Raw genomic sequence first — 21,641 nt, forward strand, 5'->3', positions numbered from 1 at the left:
GGCGATACAGCCGCCACGCAGGATCAGGGAAGGCAGTTCAAATAAACAGCACCCCGAGCAGTCGGTTTGGGGCCATGCACGGTATGTAACAGACGACGGCATCATGAGTTCATCGAGCGACATCGAAAAACTGTTCGAGCAATTTGGCGGCGACGCCAACGCGTACCAGGAGATCGGCCGCGAGAACGACGCGCGCACCGCGCGCACTCGTTGGCCGCTGCTCGTGACGCTCGATCTGACGCAACCGGCCATTCCGGCAATCGGCCAGCTTCGCGACGCGAAACCACAGCCGCCGATAACCGTGGCGCCACGGGCCGCCGTCCACGAGGACACGACACCGAAGGACATGGCATCCGTGACGCGCGCGAAGGCACCGCTGTTCACGCGCCCGCACCGGCGTGACATTCCACCGGTACCTGTGGCAGCAGCCCAGCCCGCGGCGCCGAGCGGCGCGTCACGCTTCCGCACGGCCGACGAACTCGACGAGGCGGCCGCGCAAACGATTGCGCCTGTCGCGCCAGGCAGGACACGCCCCGCCGCGCCCGCTCATGGCAGCGCGAGCACGGCACCGGCATCGTCGATGCCACCGCCACCAGCGCCGCAACCCGCCTATACGGCCCAACCCGCGCAACCGGCCCAACCGCCGTCGATCCTCGGCAAGATGTTTGCAGCGCAAACCCCGAGCGCGCCGCCGCAAGCGGCCGCGGCCGCGTCGCTGAACTCGGTGTTCGACCGTCTGCGCGGCACGTCCGCCCAAGGCACGCAAGCACCCGCCGGCACCGCGCGCGGCGGCTTCGCCTCGTGGCTCACCAACGGTCCGCGTCGCTCATGAAAGTCATTGCCGTGGTGTCCGCCAAAGGGGGGGTCGGCAAGACCACCCTCGCCGCCAATCTCGCCTCCGTGCTCGCCAACAGCGGCCGGCGTGTGATTGCACTCGATCTCGATCCTCAGAACGCCCTGCGGCTGCACTTCGGCGTGCCGCTCGACAGCATCGACGGCCTGTCGCGCGCGACTCTCTCGGGCAACCCGTGGCAAACGGTGATGTTCGACGGTATCGACGGCGTGACCGTGCTGCCGTACGGCGCGCTGCTGGAGGACGACCGCCGCCGCCTCGAGGCGCAGATCGACCAGCATCCGCAATGGCTCGCGCAGTCGCTGCAGCACCTGCGGCTCGATGCGTCCGACATCGTGATCGTCGATACGCCGCCCGGCTCGTCGACCTACGTGCGAACCGCGCTGAGCGCGGCCACCTTCGCGTTGAACATCGTGCTCGCCGACGCCGCGTCGTACGCAGCGATCCCGCAGATGGAGCGGCTGATCGAAACCTACGCGGCGCCGCGCGCGGACTTCGGCGGCGTCGGCTACGTGATCAACCAGATCGACCAATCCCGCCAGTTGACCAAGGACGTGCTGAAGGTGCTGCGTCAGATGCTCGCCGGCAAGGTGTTCCCCGGCGTGATCCATCTCGACGAAGGCGTCAGCGAAGCGCTCGCCTGCGACACCACGCTGATCCATTACGATCCGCTGAGCCAGGCCGCCGCCGATTTCCGCGCATGCGCCGCCTGGCTCATGGCGGCGCTCGACGCGATCGCCGCCCGGCCAAGGAACGTCGCATGAGCAGTCCAGCCTCCTCGCGCGAGCCCGAGGGCGGCGAGCCGTCGCGCTTCCAACGCTTCATCGACGCAAGCTTCTGGAACAGCCGCATCGTCACCGGGCTCGTCACGATGCTCGCGCTGTACATGCTGTACTTCGTGTTCACGGTGCCGCTCGAGTTCTATCAGCAGTTGACCTTCGCGACCCTGTGCTTCGTGCTCGCGCTGCTGTTTCGCCGTCGTCCCGGCCGCTACGCGACGATGGTGATGATCATGCTGTCGATCGTCGCGTCGGGCCGCTACATGTACTGGCGGCTGACCGAAACGACCTACTGGGAGCATCCGCTCGACGCCGCCTGGGGTCTGCTGCTCGTGTCCGCCGAGCTCTACGCGACGATCGTGCTGATGCTCGGCTACTTCCAGACCGCGTGGCCGCTCAAGCGCAAGCCAATGCCGCTGTCCGCCAATCGCGACGAATGGCCGACCGTCGACGTGTTCATCCCGACCTACAACGAGCCGCTCGCCGTCGTGAAGCCGACCATCTACGCGGCGCTCGCGCTCGACTACCCAGCCGACAAGATGTCGATCCACGTGCTCGACGACGGCCGCCGCGCCGAGTTCAAGGCGTTCTGCGAGGAAGTCGGCGTGAACTGGACGATCCGCACGCACAATCGCCACGCGAAGGCCGGCAACATCAACGAGGCGCTGAAGATCACGAGCGGCGAGTACCTCGCGATCTTCGACTGCGATCACATCCCGACCCGCTCGTTCCTGCAGATCGGCCTCGGCTGGTTCCTGCGCGACAAGCTGCTGTCGATGCTGCAAACGCCGCACCACTTCTTCTCCGCCGACCCGTTCGAGCGCAACCTCGGCACTTTCCGCAAGGTGCCGAACGAAGGCGAGCTGTTCTACGGCCTCGTGCAGGACGGCAACGATCTGTGGAACGCGACGTTCTTCTGCGGCTCGTGCGCGCTGCTGCGCCGGAGCATGGTCGACGAGATCGGCGGCATCGCGGTGGAGACCGTCACCGAGGACGCGCACACCGCGCTGAAGCTGCACCGCCTCGGCTACACCACCGCGTATCTGGCGATTCCGCAGGCCGCCGGCCTCGCGACCGAAAGCCTGTCGGGCCACATCGGCCAGCGCATCCGCTGGGCGCGCGGCATGACGCAGATCTTCCGCATCGACAATCCGCTCACCGGCAAGGGGCTGAAGATCGGCCAGCGGCTGTGTTACCTGAACGCGATGATGCACTTCTTCTACGGCGTGCCGCGTCTCGTGTTCCTGACCGCGCCGCTGTCGTATCTGTTCTTCGGCGCGCATGTGATCGAGGCGGCGGCCAGCACGATCGCGATCTACGCGCTGCCGCACATGATGCACGCGAGCATCACCAACTCGCGGATGCAGCGCATGTTCCGCCATTCGTTCTGGGCCGAGGTGTACGAGTCGGTGCTGGCGTCGTACATCACCGCGCCGACGCTGCTCGCGCTGATCAACCCGAAGCTCGGCAAGTTCAACGTGACGGCCAAGGGCGGCGTGATCGAGAAGAGCTACTTCGACTGGTCGATCTCGCGACCGTATCTGTTCCTGCTGCTGCTGAACCTGCTCGGTTTCCTCGCGGGTCTGGTGCACATCTACATGAACTGGCACGTGCGCAGCATCGTCGAGACCACACTGCTCAATCTCGCGTGGACCAGCTACAACATGCTGATCCTCGGCGCGAGCGTGGCCGCCGCGAGCGAGCGCCGCCAGATCCGCGCGGTGCCGCGCGTCGCGATGAAGATGCCCGTGATGCTGAAGTTCTCGACCGGCCGCACGCTCGCGTGCGAAACGATCGACTACTCGGAAGGCGGCGTCGGCGTCGCGCTGCCCAGCACCATCGAAGTGCCGATGCAGGAGCGCGTGACCGTGTCGCTGTTCCGCGGCGACGAAGAGTACGCGTTCCCCGCCACCGTCAGTTTTACCGAGCCGGGACGCGTGGGGCTGCGCTTTTCGTCGATGTCGCGCGAACAGGAGTACGAGTTCATCAAAACCACTTTCGCCCGCGCGGACGCGTGGACCGGCTGGGCCGAGGGACGCGAGACGGACACCCCGCTGCGCGGTCTGTCGCACGTGCTGAAGGTCGGCGTGCGCGGCATCGCGGGGCTGTTCGAACATCTGTACGACGACTTGCGCAGTTCGATCAAAAGCCGTCCCGCGGACGTCAAGAAGCTAAAAACGAAAGACTGATCTATGGGCTACCGGATGGCCACGGACAATATCGAACGCCCGGCACACGGGCGCAACAGCACTGGACCCCAATCGCGCCTGTTTGCTTGTCGCGGCTTGCGACACTCGCGGCGAATCATGCGCGGCGTCGCCTGCTGGCTCGCGCTGCAGACCGCGCTGGCGTCGTTCGTGCCGCTCGCTGAAGCGGCCAGCCCTGCCGCCGCCGCGGCCAAACCGGCGTCGGACGCGGCGGCACCCGCCGGCGCGCCGCAAACCCCGCAAGTCGCGACCGGTGTCGGCAACGTGCCCGCGCCGAGCGCGGCGGTGCCGTTCGATCCGAACCCGATCGCCCAGGGCCAGCTCGCCACGCCGACGCCCGCGCTCGCGGCGGCGTCCGTCAAGGCGCTCGGCATGCGCACGCCGACCACCGCCGAGCCCGGCACGCTGGTGCCCGGCGGCCGCCGCCAGACGCTGACGTTCGCCGACTTCGGCGCGCTCGACCCGCTGCAATTGCGCGGCGTCGACGGACAGAACGGCATCGCGTTCTCGGTGCGCGGCGACGAGGTCGTGACCGGCGCGACGCTGCATCTGATCTACAGTTATTCGCCCGCGCTGTTGGCGAACCTGTCGCAGCTGAAGGTGCTGGTCAACGGCGAAGTCGCGGCGACACTGCCGCTGCCGCACGAGCAGGCCGGCATGCTGGTCGCGCGCGAGATCACGATCGATCCGCGCTTCATCACCGACTTCAACCACCTGAACCTGCAGCTGATCGGCCACTACACGACGGCCTGCGAAGACCCCGCCAACTCGTCGCTGTGGGCGACGATCAGCAACGCGAGTTCGCTCGACCTGACCTACTCGTCGCTCGCGACGAAAGCGGAGCTGGCCGCGCTGCCGCAGCCGTTTTTCGACCGCCGCGACGTGCGCCGCCTCGAGCTGCCGTTCGTGCTCGCGCAGAAGCCGGGCAACGGCACGCTCGAAGCCGCCGGCATCGTCGCGTCGTGGTTCGGCTCGCTCGCCGGCTACCGCGGCGCGGTGTTTCCCACCCAGCTCGACAACGCGCCGCTGTCGGGCAACGCGGTCGTGTTCGCGACCAGCGACCAGCATCCGGCCGGCGTGACGATTCCCGAGATCACCGGGCCGACCATCGCGGTGGTCGAGCGCGACGCGAACGCGCGCGGCAAGCTGCTGCTCGTGCTCGGCCGCAACGAGGCCGAGCTGAAGACCGCCGCGAAGTCGCTCGGGATCGGCCATAGCGCGCTGTCCGGCGCGAGCGCCACGATCACGTCGCTGAACGAAATTACGCCGCGCGTGCCGTACGACGCGCCGAACTGGCTGCCGACCGACCGCGCGGTGCGCTTCGGCGAGCTCGCCGATCCGAAAGACCTGACCGTGTTCGGCTACGACGCCGACGCGGTGCGCATCAACATGCGGGTGCCGCCCGATCTGTTCATGTGGCACACGCGCGGCGTGCCGATCGATCTGCGCTACCGCTACACGGTGCGGCCGGCGCGCGACCGCTCGTCGCTGAACATCAGCGTGAACAACGGCTTCGTGCAGGCGCTGCCGATTCCGGCGCGCCCTGCGTCGGTGTTCGACCTGAGCCGCTACTTCAACCTCATCATGCCCGACGGCACCGCCGACGCGCGCCGCAACATCCGCATCCCGCCGCTGCTGATGACGCCGCGCATACAGCTGCGGCTGCACTTCTACTACGACATCCCGAACACCGGCGAATGCGCGGGCCGCCTGCTGCAGAACGTGGTCGGCGCGATCGATCCGAACTCGACGATCGACCTGTCGTCGTTCCCGCACTACATGGCGCTGCCCGATCTGGCCGCGTTCGCCAACAGCGGCTTTCCGTTCACGCGGATGGCGGACCTCTCCGAGACCGCCGTCGTGCTGCCGGACGACCCGGACGCGAGCGACTACAGCCTGTATCTGCTGACGATGGGCCGGATGGGCGAATCGACCGGCTATCCGGTCTCCGGCGTGACCGTCACCCATGCGGCCGACGTCGAGCGCCTCGCCGACAAGGACCTGCTGGTGTTCGGCGCGCCTGGCAAGCAGCCGCTGTTGCAGCGCTGGTCGAAGTCGATGCCGTTCTCCAGCGACGGCGCCGCGCACACGTTCCAGCTCACCGACCTCGTGTTCAAGCTGCGGGACTGGTGGCACGGCGAGCGCGGCGTCGAGCGCACGCCCGCGCGTGCCGATCTGACGATGGTCAGCTCGAACGGCGCGGCGCTGCTAACCGGCTTCGAGTCGCCGCTGCAGCGAGGCCGCAGCGCGGTTGCGCTGATCAGCGCGGCCGGCCCGTCGGATGCCGATCTGTCCGCCGCGCTGCTCGACGCCGACGTGCTGCCGAAGATTCAAGGCGCGATGGCCGTGATCCATGGCCGCGCCGTCACCATCACGTCGAACGGCACCGCATACTACGTGGGCCGTCTGTCGCCGCAGGAGTATCTGCGCTGGGCACTGTCGTCGCATCCGCTGCTGCTGTTGCTCGGCGGCGTGCTCGCCGCGCTGATCATCGCGGCCTTGTGCTACCGGACGCTTCGCGCGATCGCCGCGCGTCGACTGAAGGACTGATGGATATGACTCGAATGCGGTTTCGGATCAGCAGAAGAACCTCTTTTGCGCTCGCGCTCGGTATCGGCATGACGGCGTCGGCCAATCTGGCGGGTTTGAGCGGCGCCGCTCAGGCCGCGCAGAACGGCGCTGCATGCGGCGACTGGGGCGCCTGGCAAAGCTTCGTGCAACGCTTCGTCCAGGCCGACGGCCGCGTGATCGATTACTCGACGCCGGCCCAGCAGACCACCTCGGAAGGCCAGTCCTACGCGCTCTTTTTCGCGCTGGTCGCCAACGACCGCGCGACCTTCGACAAGCTGCTCGGCTGGACCCGCGCGAATCTCGCGGGCAACCAGTTCGACGTCCAGAACCTGCGGCTGCCCGCATGGCAATGGGGCAAGAAGCCGGACGGCTCGTACGGCGTGCTCGATCCGAATTCGGCATCGGATTCCGACCTCTGGATCGCCTACGATCTGCTGCAGGCCGGCCGCCTGTGGCACAACCCCGCCTACACGCAACTGGGCCAGGCACTCGCCGAGCGCATCGCGCGCGACGAAGTCGCGAATCTATCTGGCCTCGGGCCGATGCTGCTGCCGGGGGCGCAGGGCTTCAGGAACGGCAACGTCACGCGTCTGAATCCGAGCTATCTGCCGCTGCCGGTCTTGCGCGCGCTCGCGCACGAGGTGCCGGACGGCCCGTGGGCCAAGCTCGCCGACAACGCTTATCAGTTCGTCAAAACCGTGTCGCCGCAAGGCTTCGCGCCTGACTGGGCGGCGTGGCAAAACGGTCGGTTCGTCGTCGATCCGAAGAACGGCGACGTCGGCAGCTACGATGCGATCCGCGTCTATCTGTGGGCCGGCCTCGCTTCGCCCGCCGATCCGCTCGCGAAGCCGTGGCTCGGCGCGCTCGGCGGCATGCGCGCGAAGGTCGCGCAGAACGGCTTCCCGCCGGAGAAGGTGTCGTCGACCACCGGCGCGGCGAGCGGCGAAGGCCCACTCAGCTATTGGGGCGCGCTCGCGCCCTACTTCAAGACACTGGGCGACGAGCACGGACTCGGCCTCGCGCGCACGCGGCTCGCCGCGCTCGACGCGAACGTTCCGGGCCGTGAACCGGTGTACTACGATCGTGTGTTGGGTCTGTTCGGCACGGGGTTCATCGATGGCCGCTATCGCTTCGATGAAGCCGGCGGTCTCGTGCCCGCCTGGAGGACCGCATGCGATTGAATGCCCTCGCCGGGTCGCTGCATATCGCGCTGTGCGTCGGCGCGCTCTTGTGCGCGGCCGCGGCCGCCCCCGATGCGCTCGCGCAGGCGAGCAAGGATCCGCTGACAGTGCTGATCGATCAGGGCAAGTACTGGCAGTCGCATCAGCGCGGCGACCTCGCCGAGCAGGCCTGGCAGAAGGTGCTCAGCATCGATCCGAAGCAGCCCGACGCCCTGTTCGGCATGGGCATGGTGCTGGCCGACCGCAAGGACGGCGCCGGCGCGCAGCAGTACCTCGCGCGGCTGAAGGCGGCCGCGCCGAATTATCCGAATCTCGATGAGCTCGGCCGCCGCCTTGGCGAAACGAGCCCGCGCGACCAGACCATCAGCGAGGCGCGCCGGCTCGCGCAAGCCGGTCAGAGCGCGAGCGCGGCGCAGGAGTATCAGCGCGCGCTGGCCGGCAAGCCCGCCACGCCCCAGTTGCAGCTCGAGTATTACCAGGCGCTGTCGGCGACGCCGCAAGGCTGGGACGAAGCACGCCGCGGCCTCGAACAGCTCGCCCACGACAACCCCAACGACCCGCGCTTCGCACTCGCGTACGCGCAGCATCTGACCTATCGCGACGTCACGCGGCGCGACGGTATCGCGCGGCTGCAAAAGCTCGCGGGCGACACCTCGGTCGGCGCGGCGGCGAAAAAGAGCTGGCGCCAGGCGCTGCTGTGGCTCGACGCGCGGCCCTCGGACGCCGCGCTGTACGAGTCGTACTTCCAGACCGCCGGCGAAGATGCCGCCGTGAAGGCGCGCTTCGATTCGATGGTGCAGCAGGACAGCGCGGCGCGCGCGCGCGCGCAGGAAAACGCCGCCGCCGACGCGCGCGGCCGCGTGATCGCCGACGGCTTCGCCGCGCTCGACCGCGACGACATCGTGAGCGCGCGCGCCAGGTTCTCGTCGGTACTCGCGAACAGTCCTAACGATACCGACGCGCTCGGCGGCATGGGCATCGCGGCGCTGAAGCAGGAGCGTTTCGCCGAGGCGCGCAACTACCTCGAGCGTGCCTCGCGCGGACCGAATCCGGCGCGCTGGAAAACCGCGCTCGACAGCGCGACCTACTGGACCTACACGAGCGAAGCGATCGGCGCGCGCAGCAATGGCGAGTTCGCGAAGGCGAAGGGACTGTTCGAGCGCGCGATCGCGCTGAATCCGTCCGACGTGACCGCCCAGGTGCAGCTCGGTGAAATGCTGCTCACGACCGGCGACCCGGCCGGCGCCGAGCAGGCATACCGGATGGCACTGCGCCGCCAGGCCGACAACCCGGACGCGATTCGCGGCCTCGTCGGTGCGCTCGCCGCGCAGGGCCGTGCCGACGAGGCGCTGCGGTTCGCCAATCAGCTGAACGCGCAGCAACAGGCGAAGGTCGGCGGCATCGACCGTTTGCGCGGCGACGCGCAGGCAGCGCAGGCGCGCGCGGCCGAAGCGCGCGGCGATCTCGGCAGCGCGCGCAGCCTGTTCGAAGACGCGCTGCTGAACAAGCCCGACGATCCGTGGCTGCGGCTCGACCTCGCGCGCATCTACGTGCGCCAGGGCGCGGTCGCGAATGCGCGCAGCATGATGGACGGTCTGCTCGCCGCGCATCCGGACATGACCGATGCGCTGTACGCGAGCGCGCTGCTGTCGGCGGAAACGCAGGACTGGTCGACCGGTCTCGCGCAGCTCGACCGTATTGCGCCCGCACAGCGCACCGATGCGATGACGACGTTGCAGCATCGGCTGTGGGTGCATCGGCAGGCCGACCTCGCGACGCGCATGGCGAAGAACGGCCAGACGCAGCAGGCCATCGCGACCTTGCGCGCCGCCGAGCCGGTGGCCGGCAACAACCCCGAGCTGATCGGCGTGATCGCCGGCGCCTACCAGCAGGCCGGCGACCCGACCCGCGCGCTCGCACTCGTGCGCGGCGCGATGAGCGCGGCGCCCGGCAACACCGATCTGCTGCTGCAATACGCGAGCATTCTGTCCGCGGCCAACCAGCAGGCCGAGCTCGGCGCCGTGATGCGCCAGTTGCAAGGCATGCAACTGACGACGCAACAGCGGATTGACTTCAACAACCTGAATCTCGGCATCGTCATCCGACAAGCCGACGCGGTACGCCTGCGCGGCGATCTCGCGAGCGCCTACGACGTGATCGCGCCGTGGCTCGCCGCGATGCCCGACAACCCCGACCTGCAGGCCGCGCTCGGCCGCATGTATGCGAGTGCGGGCGACGACCGCAACGCGCTCACTAGCTTCCGCGTCGCGCTGCAGCGCCGCCCCGACGATCTGAATCTGCTGCAGGCGGCGATCTCGGCCGCGGCCGGCGCGAAGCAGTTCAGCTACGCAGAAACGCTCGCGAACCAGGCGCTCGCCCTCGCGCCCAACGACCCGGGGGTGCTCGCGACCGTGGGGCGCATGTATCGCGCCCAGGGCAAGCTGTCGCTCGCGTCGACCTATCTGCAACGCTCGCTGGTCGCGGCCAATACGCCGCTGGCGGCGAACGCGCCCCGCAACGCAGGCACCAACGTGCCGCGCGGCTGGGAAGCGGCGATGAACCAGATCGGCGCGACGCCGCTGCCGGGCACCAATCCATTCGAAGGCAAAACGGCGATCGTCCCTTCGGGCGTCGCCGACAATGCCGCGCGTCCCGCGCTTCCGTTCCTGAATACGCAGTCTTCCTCGCCGACGCAGACCGTGCCGAACTATCCGCCGCCCCTTCAGCCCGCGCCGTATGTCGCGCCCTATGTCGCGCCCTATACGGCGCCCGCCGCGACGCCTTATAACGCGCCTGCCGCACAGCCCGCGCCGGTCGCCGCACCGTACGGAGCGCCCCGCTCCGCCGCCGAGGTCGGCGGCTACGGACAGGAATCCAACGGATCGAGCCAGACGGGCGCGCCGTTGCAGCCTTATCCCGGGCAAGGTCAGGTGCCTGGGCAGCCGATGCCGCGGCAGCAGTACGACGCGGGCTATGCGCGGCAGCAGCCCTATGCGCAGCAGCAAGCGTATCCGCAGCCGCAGCCTTACCCGCAGCAGCAAGCGTATCCGCAGCAACCGGCATACGGGCAACCGGCGTACGGGCAACCGGCATACGGGCAACCGGCGTACGGGCAGCAGCCCTATGGCGCGCAGGAGGGCTATGCGGCCACACCGTGGCCTATGTCGCCAGCCGCGCGCCAAGCGCAGGCCAACGCCGCGTCGACGACGGCGCTGCCGTACGGATCGACACGCACGAGCACGCAGAAGAGCGCCAAGAAGAGCACGGCGAAAACGAGCCAACCCGCGCCGGTCTACGCGCAGCCGCCGCCGTATCCGCAGCAGCAGGGCTACGCGCAGCCGTATCAGCCGTACCCGCCGCAACAGCCCTATCAACAGCAGCCTTACCCGAACCAGGGCTACTACGCGCAGCAGCCGTACATTCCGCAACCGCCGGCCGGCTACGCGCAGCCGTACTACCCGCCCGGCAGCAACGCGCAGAACAACCCGCAGTCGAACGTCGCGAACGCGCAGACGCTCGGCGTCGCCGAGGAGCTTGCGCAGGTCAATCGCGAGCAGTCGAGCACCGTGTCGGGCGGCCTGATCTTCCGCAATCGCGTCGGCGAGGACGGACTGTCGTCGCTCACCGACATCGAGGCGCCGATTCAGGGGCGTATCAAGGCGGGCAACGGTCACGTGGTCGTGACCGCGACCCCGGTCACGCTCGACGCAGGCACCGCGTCGAACAGCACGTCGACGCTCGCGCGCTTCGGCGCGGGGCTTTCGAGCGCGTCGTCGAAATCGGCGGCGCAGAACGGCACCAACAACTACGGCAGCCAGACCGCGAGCGGTGTGGGCCTGTCCGTCGGCTATGACAGTCGCAGCATCAGCGGCGATATCGGCGTGACGCCGATCGGCTTGCGCGAGACCAACATCGTCGGTGGCGCGCAATACAACGGCGGCATCACCGACAAGGTCTCGTACTCGATCGCGGTCGCGCGACGCGCGGTGACGGACAGCCTGCTGTCGTACGCGGGCGCGCGCGATGCGGCCGCCGGCCTCGAATGGGGCGGCGTCACGTCGAACGGCGCGCTTGCCAGCCTCAGCTGGGACGACGGCACGAGCGGCCTGTACGTGAACGCGTCGTATCAGCACTACATGGGCACCAACGTGCCGAGCAACAACGCGATCAAGGGCGGCGGCGGCGTCTACACGCGTCTGCTGAAAGACGCCGACCAGACGCTGACGGTCGGCGTGAACACGACGATCATGGGCTACAACCGCAATCTGTCGTACTTCACTTATGGCCAGGGCGGCTACTTCAGTCCGCAGCAGTACGTGATCCTGAATCTGCCGGTCGAATGGTCGGGCCGCGCGGGCCTGTTTACATATGACGTGAAGGGGTCGATCGGCGTGCAGCATTATCGCGAGGATGCGTCGAACTACTTCCCGCTGAACGACGGCTCGACGCGGCAAGGCGACGCGGCGGCCGCCGCGCAATCCCTCGGCAACGGTCTGACCGCCGTCTACCCGGGTCAGAGCAAGACCGGCGTGTCGTATTCGATCAGCGGCGTCGGTGAATATCAGCTCGCGCCGCAGCTCGCGGTCGGGGCGACCGCGTCGCTCGGCAATGCCTATGAATATCGCGAGTGGCTCGCGGCCGTGTACGTGCGCTACAGCTTCAACAAGCAGACCGGCTTGCAGCCGTTCCCGCCGGTGCCGTTGACGTCGCAGTATCTGTCGCTGTCCAACTGACGGACGCACTCGTTGGGTGAGGTCGCGGCTTGCATTCGATGAATCGCAAGCCTCGTCGCCCCCGCCCTCACTTTCGTTCGCACTCCATTGCATAGCGCCGGCCATGCTCGAGATAGCCGGCCTCGTGGCTGCTCACGAGCTCGACGGCGGGTTTGGGGAGTGGATATCGTGTGATGTTTTCCTTCGCCATCGTACGGTGCGTTCCATTGACGTTCGAAGCTCGCGCAGGAATCGGGGACGGCAGCACGATTCGCACCTGACAGCGGGCACGACCACGCCCTACGCGAAGGTATCGAGCCACGCCGGAAATGCGGGCGCTTCTGCCGCTTTCGCCGCGCAGCAAACGCGCCTCGCGGTAAATGTCGCCCGCGCATCGAACGAGGTGCCAAATTGGTACGGTTTCGGACACGGGTGCTTACCCGGCAAAACCCCGAATAGCGTCTGCGATGCATCAACGACAAGGCGTTGTGCCCTACAATATTTGGGGTTCGCGAGGCTGCGCAACGCGCGCGAACCCTCGACGCTTCGGTCAAGAGCCAATCATTTTCGACGTGATTTCACGTGGAGCGCTGCATGCCTTTTCCGGCACAAGACTGCGGCTGCGCTGGCTGGCGCGGCGAGATGGCGCGACGCATCAGCGAATTCGACTGGCGCGCCACCACCCTCGGCGCGATCGAAAACTGGCAGCGCAGTCTGACCTCGACGGTCCAGATGATGCTCGCCTCGCCGGTGCCGCTCGTGCTGTTGTGGGGCGAGCCCGGCTACATGATCTACAACGACGCCTATGCGCTCTTCGCGGGCGGGCGGCATCCGTATCTGCTCGGCCGTCCGGTCGAAGACGGCTGGCCCGAAGTCGCCGATTTCAACCATCACGTGATGGTCACCTGCCTCGCGGGCGGCACGCTGTCGTATCGCGACAAGGCGCTCATGCTGCTGCGCGACGGCAAGCCGGAAGACGTGTGGATGGATCTGTACTACAGCCCGGTCGCGGGCGACAGCGGCGCGCCGGCCGGCGTGCTCGCGATGGTCGTCGAGACCACCGGGCGCGTGCTGACCGAGCGGATGCGCCAGCAAGCCGAAACCGAATTGCACGAGACCAACGAACGCCTGCAGCTCGCTCTGAACACCGGCGCGGTGCTCGGCACCTGGGTGCTCGACGTGCGCACCGGCGAGGTCACGGGCGACGAACGCTTCGCGCGGACCTTCCTGTTTGCGCGCGACAAAGCGTCGAAGGGCGTCGCGCGCGATGCCGTGACGCAGATGATCCACCCCGACGACCAGGCGCTCAACGACCGCCTGACCGCCGAAGCGATCCGCAGCGGCGAGCCGTTTCGCGCCGAGTACCGAATCCGGCGGCCTGACGGCGGCTATATGTGGGTACAGGCGAACGGCCGCTGCCAGTTCGATGAACACGGCGAACCGACGCGCTTTCCGGGCGTGCTGATCGACATTCACGATCGCAAGATCGCCGAACAGCAGCTTCTTCAGTTGACCGAAACGCTCGAGCAGCGCGTCGCCGATTCGATCGCGGCGCGCACGCTCGCCGAGGAACAACTGCGCCAGGCGCAGAAGATGGAAGCGATCGGCAGCCTGACGGGCGGCGTCGCGCACGACTTCAACAACGTACTGCAGGTGATCAACGGCAATCTGCAGATGCTCGCCGCCGACGCCAACGACGACCCGGTAGCGCAGCGGCGTCTATCCGCCGCGACCGATGCCGTCAAACGCGGCGCGAAGCTAGCCGCACATCTGCTCGCGTTCGCGCGGCGTCAGCCGCTGTCGCCGACCGTGCTGAATCCGCGCCGCCTGCTGACCGGCATGAGCGAGATGCTGCATCGCGCGCTCGGCGAAACGGTGCGGATCGACACGGTGCTCAGCGACGATCTGTGGAACGTGCAGGTCGACCGCAACCAGCTCGAAAACGCGCTGCTCAATCTCGCGATCAATGCGCGCGACGCGATGCGCGCCGACGGCGTGCTGACCGTGCGCGCGACCAACCGCACGCTCGACGCCGCGTTCTGCCGCGGCAAGCCGGAGTTGTCGCCCGGCGAATACGTGGAGTTCTCGGTTGCCGACACCGGCTCGGGCATGCCGCCCGAAGTGCTGCAACGCGTGTTCGAGCCGTTCTTCACGACCAAACCCGATGGCCACGGCACCGGCCTTGGCCTGTCCATGGTGTTCGGCTTCGCGCGGCAAAGCGGCGGGCATGTGTCGATAGAAAGCGAAGTGGGACACGGCACCACGGTGTCGCTGTTCTTTCCGCGCTGCTGCGAGGCGGAGACGCCGGAGACCGTCGATGGCACCGCGGCACCGGTCGGCGGCGGCGAAACGATACTCGTCGTCGAGGACGATGCCGACGTGCGGCTGACCGCGGTCGAAATGCTCGCGCAGCTCGGCTACAAGGTGCTGACCGCGTCGAACGGCGACGCGGCGCTCGAATTCATCGACAGCGACATGCCGATCGATCTGCTGTTCACCGACGTCGTGATGCCCGGCAAGCTGAAGAGCGTCGAGCTCGCGCAACGCGCGGCCGCGCGCACGCCACCGCTGCCTACGCTGTTCACGTCGGGCTATACGCGCGACGAAATCGTCCACCACGGCAAGCTCGACGCGGGTATCACGCTGCTGTCGAAGCCGTACCGGCGCGACGATCTTGCCCGTCTGGTGCGTAACGTTCTACGCGCGGGCGCCGCGCGCGCGGACCTCGCGGCCGGGATGCGCGAAGCGCGTATCGCCGCATGCGTGCCGCCCGCCGCGTACGAAAGCGCCAACACGTGCGCTACTGCGAAGGGCCCGCGGAAAGCGTCGAACAAAGAGCCGAAGAAAAAGCCGCACAAGCCGATCCAGCCGCGTGGGGCCCACGAAGCCGCGCGCGTGCTGTTCGTCGAGGACGACACCGAATCGCGCGAGGCGCTCGGCGAACTGCTCGGCGCGTTAGGCCTCGCTTGCACCGCGGTCGCGAGCGCGGAAGCAGCGTTGCCGCTCGCGAACATGCAACGCTACGACGTACTGTTGACCGACCTCACGCTGCCCGGCATGTCCGGCCACGAACTCGCGCGCGCGGTGCGGCGCGTGCAGCCGGAGATACGCGTGCTGCTGGTGTCGGGCTACGGTCGCAGCGCGGAGATCGGGGCGGCGATTCCGGGTGCACGGCTACTCGGCAAGCCGCTCGATATCGCGCAGTTGCGACACGAGTTCGCGCAATGGCTCGACCACACCGAAGCGGCGTCCTAGATGCTATGAGGGAGATCAGCGTCAGCTCCTTCAACGTGGTCGCGGTAATCCCCGGCGCGTCGCAGATGAAGGTCAGGAAAGCAACGCTAGCATCATCGGACGCGAAGCAATCCGCGGTTCAGCGGGCCAAACCCCGTGTAAATCCGGAATTAGAAGGAACCGCCCAAACCGTAAGATCGACATAAACCGGTCAGTCAGGTGTTCGCGGCATGCTAGATCTTCCTCTTTCCGATGACGCCTGGGCGCGCATCAGTCATCTGTTCAAGCAGGACCCGAAGAAACGTCTGGGCCGGCCCGCGCGTCCTCCGCGCGAGATCCTGGACGCGATTCTGTGGGTCGTCACGCGCAACGAGAAATGGCATCGGCTGCCCGGCACGTTTCCGCCGTCGCAGACGTGCTACATCAGGTGGCTGCAATGGCGCCGCACGGGCTTGATGAGCGCGATTCTCGACGAGCTCGGCCTGAGCGGTTGCGCGCTTGTATCGGCGTCTCGCGCGGATTCGGCGCCTCCGGCGGGGTCGACTGCCGACGCCTGAAATCGCGGCCTGGAATGGCATATATTGTTGGTAAGGATGAGTACCGCAACGGCGCGGCCCCGATCTGCATCAGCCGCGCGGGTGCGGGTATGATGCCGGGCGCGGTGCCCGCCGCACCCGCTTCCGATGCCGCATTTTTTGCCACGAGAACCATCATGCCTGCCCAACACGACGAAGCACCCGGCGCTCACGACACGACGGACAAGCCGAAACGCAAGACGCTGTCCATGTCCGTGCGCAATCTCCTGATGGTCGCCATTGGCGTCGTGATGTTCACGATCGTGTCGGGCGTCGTGCTGTACAACCCGATCATGTACGGCGACGAGATCCCGAACTTCGGCATCATCCTGATGCTGACGGTGCCGGTCATCGCGGGCGTTGCGTTTCGGGTCGGGCTCGACGCGTGGGTCGATCGCGAGTGAGCGGCAAGAACGCCACCGCCTCATCCCATCATGCCGCCTCGACCGGCAATACGACCCACACTTCGAGGCCGCCGCCGTCGCGCGGATGAAACTGCAGGCCGCCGCCGTGCAGCCGCGCGATCCGATCGACGATCGACAGCCCCAGCCCCGTGCCGCCGCTATGCGCACGCGCATTGCGGCCGCGCTGGAACGGCGCCTTCAGCTTCTCCAACTCCTCCGCCGTCAAACCTTTACCGCGATCGCCGACCGCAACCGTGACCGCGTCCTGCGTCGCCCACGTGCGCACCGCAAGCCCGCTGCCGCCGTAGACGATCGCGTTCTGCATCAGATTCATCAGCAGCCGCATCATGCTGATCGGCCGATATCGAACGGCCGGCAAGCTGCCCAGCGACAGGTCGAACTCGTGCCCGAGCCCCGCGAAGTCGCCCGCGAGCCGTTCGATCAGCGCATTCAGATCGCCGGGCTGCGCTTCCTCGCGCTCGCCGCTGCCCGCGTAATCCATGAACTGCTGCAGAATCGTCTCGATCTGATCGAGATACGATTCGGCGGCGATCACGAAACTGCTGTCGGCCCCCTGCGGCATCGCCATCGCCATCGAAAGGCGCAGCTTCGTCAACGGCGTGCGGATGTCGTGCGAGATGCCCGCGAGCATCAACGCGCGCGTCGCTTCGGCGTCCTGTAACGCGCGCGTCATCTGATTGAAAGCGCTGCCCACGGCGGCGATTTCGGCGGGGCCGTCGGTGGGCAGCGGCGCGGGCAGGTCGCCGGCGCTGACGCGCCGCGCCGCTTGCGTGAGCTCGTGCAACGGTTCGTTCAGGTGCAGCTGGATCGCGTAGCCGGCGAGCGCGGCGAGCACGCCGAGACCCAACGACAGGAAGATCGCCGCTTCGAGGCCGCTGCCCTGCGCGTCCTCGGGAACCGGCAGCGCGATCCAGTATGGCGCGCTGGCCAACGAACCGGCCGCGTGGTCGGACCCGGCAGCCGGCGCATGCATGCGAATCCACAGCCGCTGCGCGCCCTCGGTCTGCCACCGCACGGGCATATCGGCGGGCAGATGCTTTTGCAGGCTGTCGATGAAAACGCCGCGCTGATAGGTGCTGTACACCCGCAACAGATCGTGCGGCGGTGTGTCCGTCGCTTCGGGCGGCAACTGCTCGCGCGCGTCGAGACGCGCGGTCAGCGCCGCGCGCGAGGCGGGCGGAGTGGCCGCGAGCAGGTTGTCGAGCGTCGTCACGTAGGTCGCGAACACGGCCGCCGCGCGTTCGACGCGTGGCCGCTGCACGTAATGCAGCAGCACGACGATCGAGCAGATCTGGCTCAGCATCACGAGCGCGATCAACAGCGCGATATTGCGCGCGAGCAGCGTGCGCGGCAGCAGTGCGCGCGACAGTGAGCGCATCATGATTCGACATCGGCGACGAGCATATAGCCGACGCCCCAGACGGTGCGAATGAAACGCGGCTTCGACGGATCGTCCTCGACGATCTGCCTCAGCCGCAGCACCTGTACGTCGATGCTGCGATCGAGCGCGTCATGGTCGCGCCCTCGCGCACGCGCGAGCAGGTTGTCGCGGCTCACCGCACGATTCGGCGACGACGCGAGCGCGACCAGCAGCAGCATCTGCGCGGAATGAATCTCGAGCGGCTCGCCCGCGCGCGACAGCTCCTGCTTGCCGATGTCGAGCGTGAAGTCGCCGAAACGCACGCGCTGCGACGTCAGCGTGAGGTCGCCCGCGGCCATCTTCTGGCGGCGCAGCAACGCATTGATTCGCGCCACCAGTTCGCGCGGCAGAAACGGTTTCGCGAGGTAGTCGTCGGCGCCGGTTTCGAGGCCGGTCACGCGATCGAGCGGATCGCCCTTCGCCGTCAACATCAGGATCGGCAAGGTCTGCCCTTGAGCGCGCAGCTTCGCGCAGATCTCGAGGCCGTCCTCTTCGCCGATCATCAGATCGAGTATCAGCAGGTCGAACGGCTCGCGCTCCAGGTAGCGATTCAGGCGCTTGCCGTCCTCGGCCGCGCGCACGTCGAAGCCATGACCGCGCAGAAAGCGCAGCAGCATGTTGCGCAACTCGGCTTCGTCGTCGAGCACGATGATCCTGGCGGGGCGTTCCATCCGAAAGCTCCTCGATAACCGAGCCGCTCAGTGTGCGGCCCCGCGTTCCTGCATGAATGCCTCGATCTGCGGGAGCGTGATGTAGCCGGCCTTCTGCGTGTCGATCTCGTCGAAATGACGCGCGAGCAGCGGCATGCCGGCCGCTGCCTGGTCGCGCGTCAGCTCGCCGTCGTGGGTGGTGTTCGCGCTTGAAAAACGCGTTTGCAACTGCTGCTCCATGCGCTCCATCCGCTGCTGGCTGATACCTTGCGGCGCGGCGGCCTGAGCGAACGCGACGGTGGACGCGCAGCACAGCAGCACGGTGGCGAGCAACTTCTTCATGACTGACTCCTTCGGTTGGAACATCGACCGTCGCCTGCCTGGGTGCCGCGAGCCGTTTCGATGACAGGCCGAATTGTTGGTCAGACGCCGCGCGATCGCAATTCGAGAATCATGTCGAATCATGTCACGGCACCGGGTGCCGCTGCAGCTTGACATCGAATGAAATGAGTTCGCGGTTTCGTTTTGCGGGCCTGCTGCGTATCGTTCCGTCTGCCGTTCGTCGGCATTCACGTATCAGGAGTCCCAAATGACTATCCGTCTCGCCTGCGCCTCGACTTTCACCGCCATCGGTCTCGCCTGTTCTTCCGGTGCCTACGCGCGAGTCGTCGTCTATCTGCCCGCCGCCGTCGTTTACGCGCCGCCGCCGCGGCCGGTCTACTACCCGGTGCCGGTCAATCCCGTGTACGTATCGGCACCGCCTGTCGCCGTGCCTGTGGCGGCCGCGACCATCGTCGCGGCGCCGCCCGGGCAGCCGGCCAGCACGACGGCCGCCGCTGCCGTGGTCGTGCCGCCCGCGCTCAACTATGCGGTAGTGCCCGCGCCGACGGTCAGCTATGCGCAACCGCTCGTGATCGCGCCGCGTTGAAAGCGCGCGCCGGGCCGTCGCGCGGGCGGTTTCGATCGCCCCGAGACCGACCCACGCCGTTGACTCAGCATAGGACACGTGCCTCGCCGGCACGCCTGGTGAATTCCCGTTGTCCCGTTGAAAGGTGGAGCGCCGCGTAAAGCTTGCATGGAGTTTGCCGCTTCTTACCATCGCGCACCGCGCCAGGCGCGCGCCCGATGTGGCGCTCTGCGCCGGCACGGCTGATATTGACTACATATAGGCGGGATGGAACGGACCTTGCGATCCCTGTCAGGTTCGCGCGCCCCTTATCCCACCTTCTTTCCTGGACCTTTGTGATGAGCTACCAAGATATCGACAAGGAAATCGCCCACCTCGAAGTCGTTTTCAACGCACTTTCTGGGCGCGACCGTTTTCCGTTGTCGTACTGGCATCGTCGGCTGCATGCGTTGAACCGTTCGTCGATGGTGCCCGCGCAACGCCAGCGCGTCGCCCACCTCGAAGCAAGGCTGCGCTCGGTCGGCGCGCGACTGGACGAGCTCGCCGGCGCGACGCGCGTCGGTTCCTGCACAAGCCCGCTGATGGCGGGCGGGTCCTGCATCCGTTCAGCCAGTTAATATCCGCGCCCCAAGCGCCAGCACGAGCGCGGGCACCATCACCAGCGCGCCGACTTTCAGAAACTTCATGAAGCTGACGTCTTCGCCTTCGCGGCGAATCGCGTTGAGCCACAGGATCGTCGCGAGCGAGCCGGTGATCGACAGGTTCGGCCCGAGGTCGACGCCGATCAACAGCGCGTCGATCACGCGCTCGGGGCTATGCGCCTGCATCACGGTCGAACTCGCGATCAAGCCGGCCGGCAGGTTGTTGATCAGATTGCTGAGGAACGCGACGCTCGCGCCGGCCCACCCAGCCGCTTCCATTTCGTTGTGTTCGGTCGCGCGGCGCAACGCACCCGCGAACAGGTTGATCACACCGGTGTGATCGAGCATCTCGACCAGCACGAACAGCCCGGCGACGAGCGGCAACACGTTCCACGAAATTTCGCGCATCATCGGCAGCGGCGATCTGCGCTCCTTGATCAGCACGACGAGCGCGGTCAGCGTGCCGAGGATCGCGGTCGGCAGGCCGAGCTGGATGTCGTAGGCGGAGACCGTCAGCAGCGCGCCGGCCGTCACCGCGATGCCCGCGAGCGCGACGCGCCCGCTCGCCGAGAGCTCGATCGCGTCGAGATTTGCCTCGCAGACGCCAGCGAGCGCCTCGCGTTGCGTCCAGCGCAGCATCACGAAGGTCGCGGCGATCGACAGCACCGATGGCAGCGTGAAGCGCAGCATCCACGGTCCCAGCGGCGGCGTGTGATTGCCGTACAGCACGATGTTGGCCGGATTCGAAATCGGCAGCACGAAGCTCGCCGCATTGGCGACGAACGCGCAGACGAACAGCAGCGGCAGCGGCGGTGTCTTCGCTTTCTTCGCCGCCGCGAACACGGCGGGCGTCAGCACGACGGCGGTGGCGTCGTTGGAAAGAAACGCGGTGATCACCACGCCGAACAGATACACGAGCACGAACAGCTTGCGCGGCGAACTGCGCGCATGATTGACAGCGAGCACCGCGACCCAGTCGAACAGCCCTTCGCGGCGGCCGACTTCGGATAGCAGCATCATGCCGAACAGGAACAGATAGACGTCGGTGCCCTTGCCGATCGCTTCGACCGCGAGATGCAAGGGCAATAGGCCGAGGGCGACGAGCAGCACCGCGCCGGCGACGGCCCACACGGCTTCGGGCCATTTGAACGGCCGTATGATCACGCCGGCGGTGGCGAACGCGGCAATACTCCAGGAAAGAAAAATGGAATTCACGGCTTGACGCCCGGATAATGGGTTATGTCGGTGGCTGCGCAAAGCGCGCAACCTTGTTGTTCGGGGCAACAAATTACCACAGCGGTACCACGGCGAGCGCTCCATAGCAGTGTGCGTGCCTTCATGCGCGGACCTTCAGCGCGCATGCCTTTCCACACGATTAACATCATCGCGACAACGATCTGTTCCCGCGCACCCGCCTATTCGGTTTGTATTGGCATCCCTACTATCCGCATTCTCACGCGGCTTCTCGCGAGCAACGGATAGAACA

Annotated in this window: 15 protein-coding genes; 11 read left to right on the forward strand and 4 right to left on the reverse strand. The window is 67.1% G+C overall.

The window, feature by feature from the left end; translation table 11 throughout:
• The first annotated feature begins 103 nt into the window (after nt 1–103).
• From bcsP to OKW26_RS14645, 9 genes are all read left to right on the forward strand, one after another.
• The gene (gene bcsP / locus OKW26_RS14605; RefSeq protein WP_429354055.1) at nt 104–832 is read left to right on the forward strand and encodes a cellulose biosynthesis protein BcsP; all 729 of its coding nucleotides are present in this window, start codon (nt 104–106) and stop codon (nt 830–832) included.
• Entirely contained in the window at nt 829–1,617 is a 789-nt protein-coding gene (bcsQ, locus tag OKW26_RS14610; protein WP_090806355.1) for a cellulose biosynthesis protein BcsQ, read from the forward strand. The genes bcsP and bcsQ overlap by 4 nt, the downstream gene beginning before the upstream one ends.
• Nucleotides 1,614–3,821, forward strand: coding sequence for a UDP-forming cellulose synthase catalytic subunit (gene bcsA / locus OKW26_RS14615; protein ID WP_429354056.1), 2,208 nt, complete (start codon nt 1,614–1,616; stop codon nt 3,819–3,821). The genes bcsQ and bcsA overlap by 4 nt, the downstream gene beginning before the upstream one ends.
• 3 nt (nt 3,822–3,824) lie before the next feature.
• Entirely contained in the window at nt 3,825–6,389 is a 2,565-nt protein-coding gene (bcsB, locus tag OKW26_RS14620; RefSeq protein ID WP_429354057.1) for a cellulose biosynthesis cyclic di-GMP-binding regulatory protein BcsB, read from the forward strand.
• A gap of 14 nt (nt 6,390–6,403) precedes the next feature.
• Nucleotides 6,404–7,591: a cellulose synthase complex periplasmic endoglucanase BcsZ gene (gene bcsZ, locus OKW26_RS14625; RefSeq protein ID WP_429354058.1), complete on the forward strand. Its 1,188-nt coding sequence runs from the start codon at nt 6,404–6,406 to the stop codon at nt 7,589–7,591.
• The gene (locus OKW26_RS14630) at nt 7,582–12,324 is read left to right on the forward strand and encodes a cellulose synthase subunit BcsC-related outer membrane protein (protein ID WP_429354059.1); all 4,743 of its coding nucleotides are present in this window, start codon (nt 7,582–7,584) and stop codon (nt 12,322–12,324) included. The genes bcsZ and OKW26_RS14630 overlap by 10 nt, the downstream gene beginning before the upstream one ends.
• Nucleotides 12,325–12,897: 573 nt before the next feature.
• Entirely contained in the window at nt 12,898–15,558 is a 2,661-nt protein-coding gene (locus OKW26_RS14635; RefSeq protein WP_429354060.1) for a response regulator, read from the forward strand.
• Nucleotides 15,559–15,767: 209 nt separating this feature from the next.
• Nucleotides 15,768–16,094 (forward strand): transposase, encoded by a 327-nt coding sequence (locus OKW26_RS14640; protein ID WP_429354061.1) that lies wholly within the window; start codon nt 15,768–15,770, stop codon nt 16,092–16,094.
• Between the two features lie 155 nt (nt 16,095–16,249).
• Nucleotides 16,250–16,516: a hypothetical protein gene (locus tag OKW26_RS14645; protein ID WP_429354062.1), complete on the forward strand. Its 267-nt coding sequence runs from the start codon at nt 16,250–16,252 to the stop codon at nt 16,514–16,516.
• Nucleotides 16,517–16,544: 28 nt separating this feature from the next.
• Here the strand turns inward: OKW26_RS14645 and OKW26_RS14650 are convergent, their stop codons facing one another.
• Genes OKW26_RS14650 through OKW26_RS14660 form a run of 3 tightly spaced genes read right to left on the reverse strand, consistent with a single transcriptional unit; the run spans nt 16,545 to nt 18,949 of the window.
• Complete coding sequence (locus tag OKW26_RS14650; RefSeq protein ID WP_429354063.1) at nt 16,545–17,918, reverse strand: ATP-binding protein; 1,374 nt, start codon at nt 17,916–17,918, stop codon at nt 16,545–16,547.
• A complete protein-coding gene (locus OKW26_RS14655; protein WP_090806371.1) occupies nt 17,915–18,628 on the reverse strand; it encodes a response regulator in 714 nt (237 codons plus the stop codon). Before OKW26_RS14655 ends, OKW26_RS14650 begins: the two co-directional genes overlap by 4 nt.
• A 27-nt stretch (nt 18,629–18,655) precedes the next feature.
• The gene (locus OKW26_RS14660; RefSeq protein WP_429354064.1) at nt 18,656–18,949 is read right to left on the reverse strand and encodes an EF-hand domain-containing protein; all 294 of its coding nucleotides are present in this window, start codon (nt 18,947–18,949) and stop codon (nt 18,656–18,658) included.
• Between the two features lie 247 nt (nt 18,950–19,196).
• Between OKW26_RS14660 and OKW26_RS14665 the strand changes: the two genes are divergently transcribed.
• Nucleotides 19,197–19,535: a hypothetical protein gene (locus OKW26_RS14665; protein ID WP_429354065.1), complete on the forward strand. Its 339-nt coding sequence runs from the start codon at nt 19,197–19,199 to the stop codon at nt 19,533–19,535.
• A 317-nt stretch (nt 19,536–19,852) separates the two neighbouring features.
• Nucleotides 19,853–20,131, forward strand: coding sequence for a hypothetical protein (locus OKW26_RS14670; protein WP_429354066.1), 279 nt, complete (start codon nt 19,853–19,855; stop codon nt 20,129–20,131).
• Here OKW26_RS14670 and OKW26_RS14675 read toward each other — a convergent pair.
• Nucleotides 20,120–21,370, reverse strand: a complete 1,251-nt coding sequence (locus OKW26_RS14675) for an arsenic transporter (protein WP_429354067.1) — start codon at nt 21,368–21,370, stop codon at nt 20,120–20,122. The genes OKW26_RS14670 and OKW26_RS14675 overlap by 12 nt on opposite strands.
• Nucleotides 21,371–21,641 lie beyond the last annotated feature (271 nt).

It is taken from the genome of Paraburkholderia sp. 32, from assembly GCF_050435345.1.
GTDB lineage: Bacteria > Pseudomonadota > Gammaproteobacteria > Burkholderiales > Burkholderiaceae > Paraburkholderia > Paraburkholderia tuberum.

Coding starts and splice junctions, on each gene's coding strand:
- bcsP (WP_429354055.1), top strand. CDS start 104: ATGAGTTCATCGAGCGACATCGAAAAACTGTTCGAGCAATTTGGCGGC.
- bcsQ (WP_090806355.1), top strand. CDS start 829: ATGAAAGTCATTGCCGTGGTGTCCGCCAAAGGGGGGGTCGGCAAGACC.
- bcsA (WP_429354056.1), top strand. CDS start 1,614: ATGAGCAGTCCAGCCTCCTCGCGCGAGCCCGAGGGCGGCGAGCCGTCG.
- bcsB (WP_429354057.1), top strand. CDS start 3,825: ATGGGCTACCGGATGGCCACGGACAATATCGAACGCCCGGCACACGGG.
- bcsZ (WP_429354058.1), top strand. CDS start 6,404: ATGCGGTTTCGGATCAGCAGAAGAACCTCTTTTGCGCTCGCGCTCGGT.
- OKW26_RS14630 (WP_429354059.1), top strand. CDS start 7,582: ATGCGATTGAATGCCCTCGCCGGGTCGCTGCATATCGCGCTGTGCGTC.
- OKW26_RS14635 (WP_429354060.1), top strand. CDS start 12,898: ATGCCTTTTCCGGCACAAGACTGCGGCTGCGCTGGCTGGCGCGGCGAG.
- OKW26_RS14640 (WP_429354061.1), top strand. CDS start 15,768: ATGCTAGATCTTCCTCTTTCCGATGACGCCTGGGCGCGCATCAGTCAT.
- OKW26_RS14645 (WP_429354062.1), top strand. CDS start 16,250: ATGCCTGCCCAACACGACGAAGCACCCGGCGCTCACGACACGACGGAC.
- OKW26_RS14650 (WP_429354063.1), bottom strand. CDS start 17,918: ATGATGCGCTCACTGTCGCGCGCACTGCTGCCGCGCACGCTGCTCGCG.
- OKW26_RS14655 (WP_090806371.1), bottom strand. CDS start 18,628: ATGGAACGCCCCGCCAGGATCATCGTGCTCGACGACGAAGCCGAGTTG.
- OKW26_RS14660 (WP_429354064.1), bottom strand. CDS start 18,949: ATGAAGAAGTTGCTCGCCACCGTGCTGCTGTGCTGCGCGTCCACCGTC.
- OKW26_RS14665 (WP_429354065.1), top strand. CDS start 19,197: ATGACTATCCGTCTCGCCTGCGCCTCGACTTTCACCGCCATCGGTCTC.
- OKW26_RS14670 (WP_429354066.1), top strand. CDS start 19,853: ATGAGCTACCAAGATATCGACAAGGAAATCGCCCACCTCGAAGTCGTT.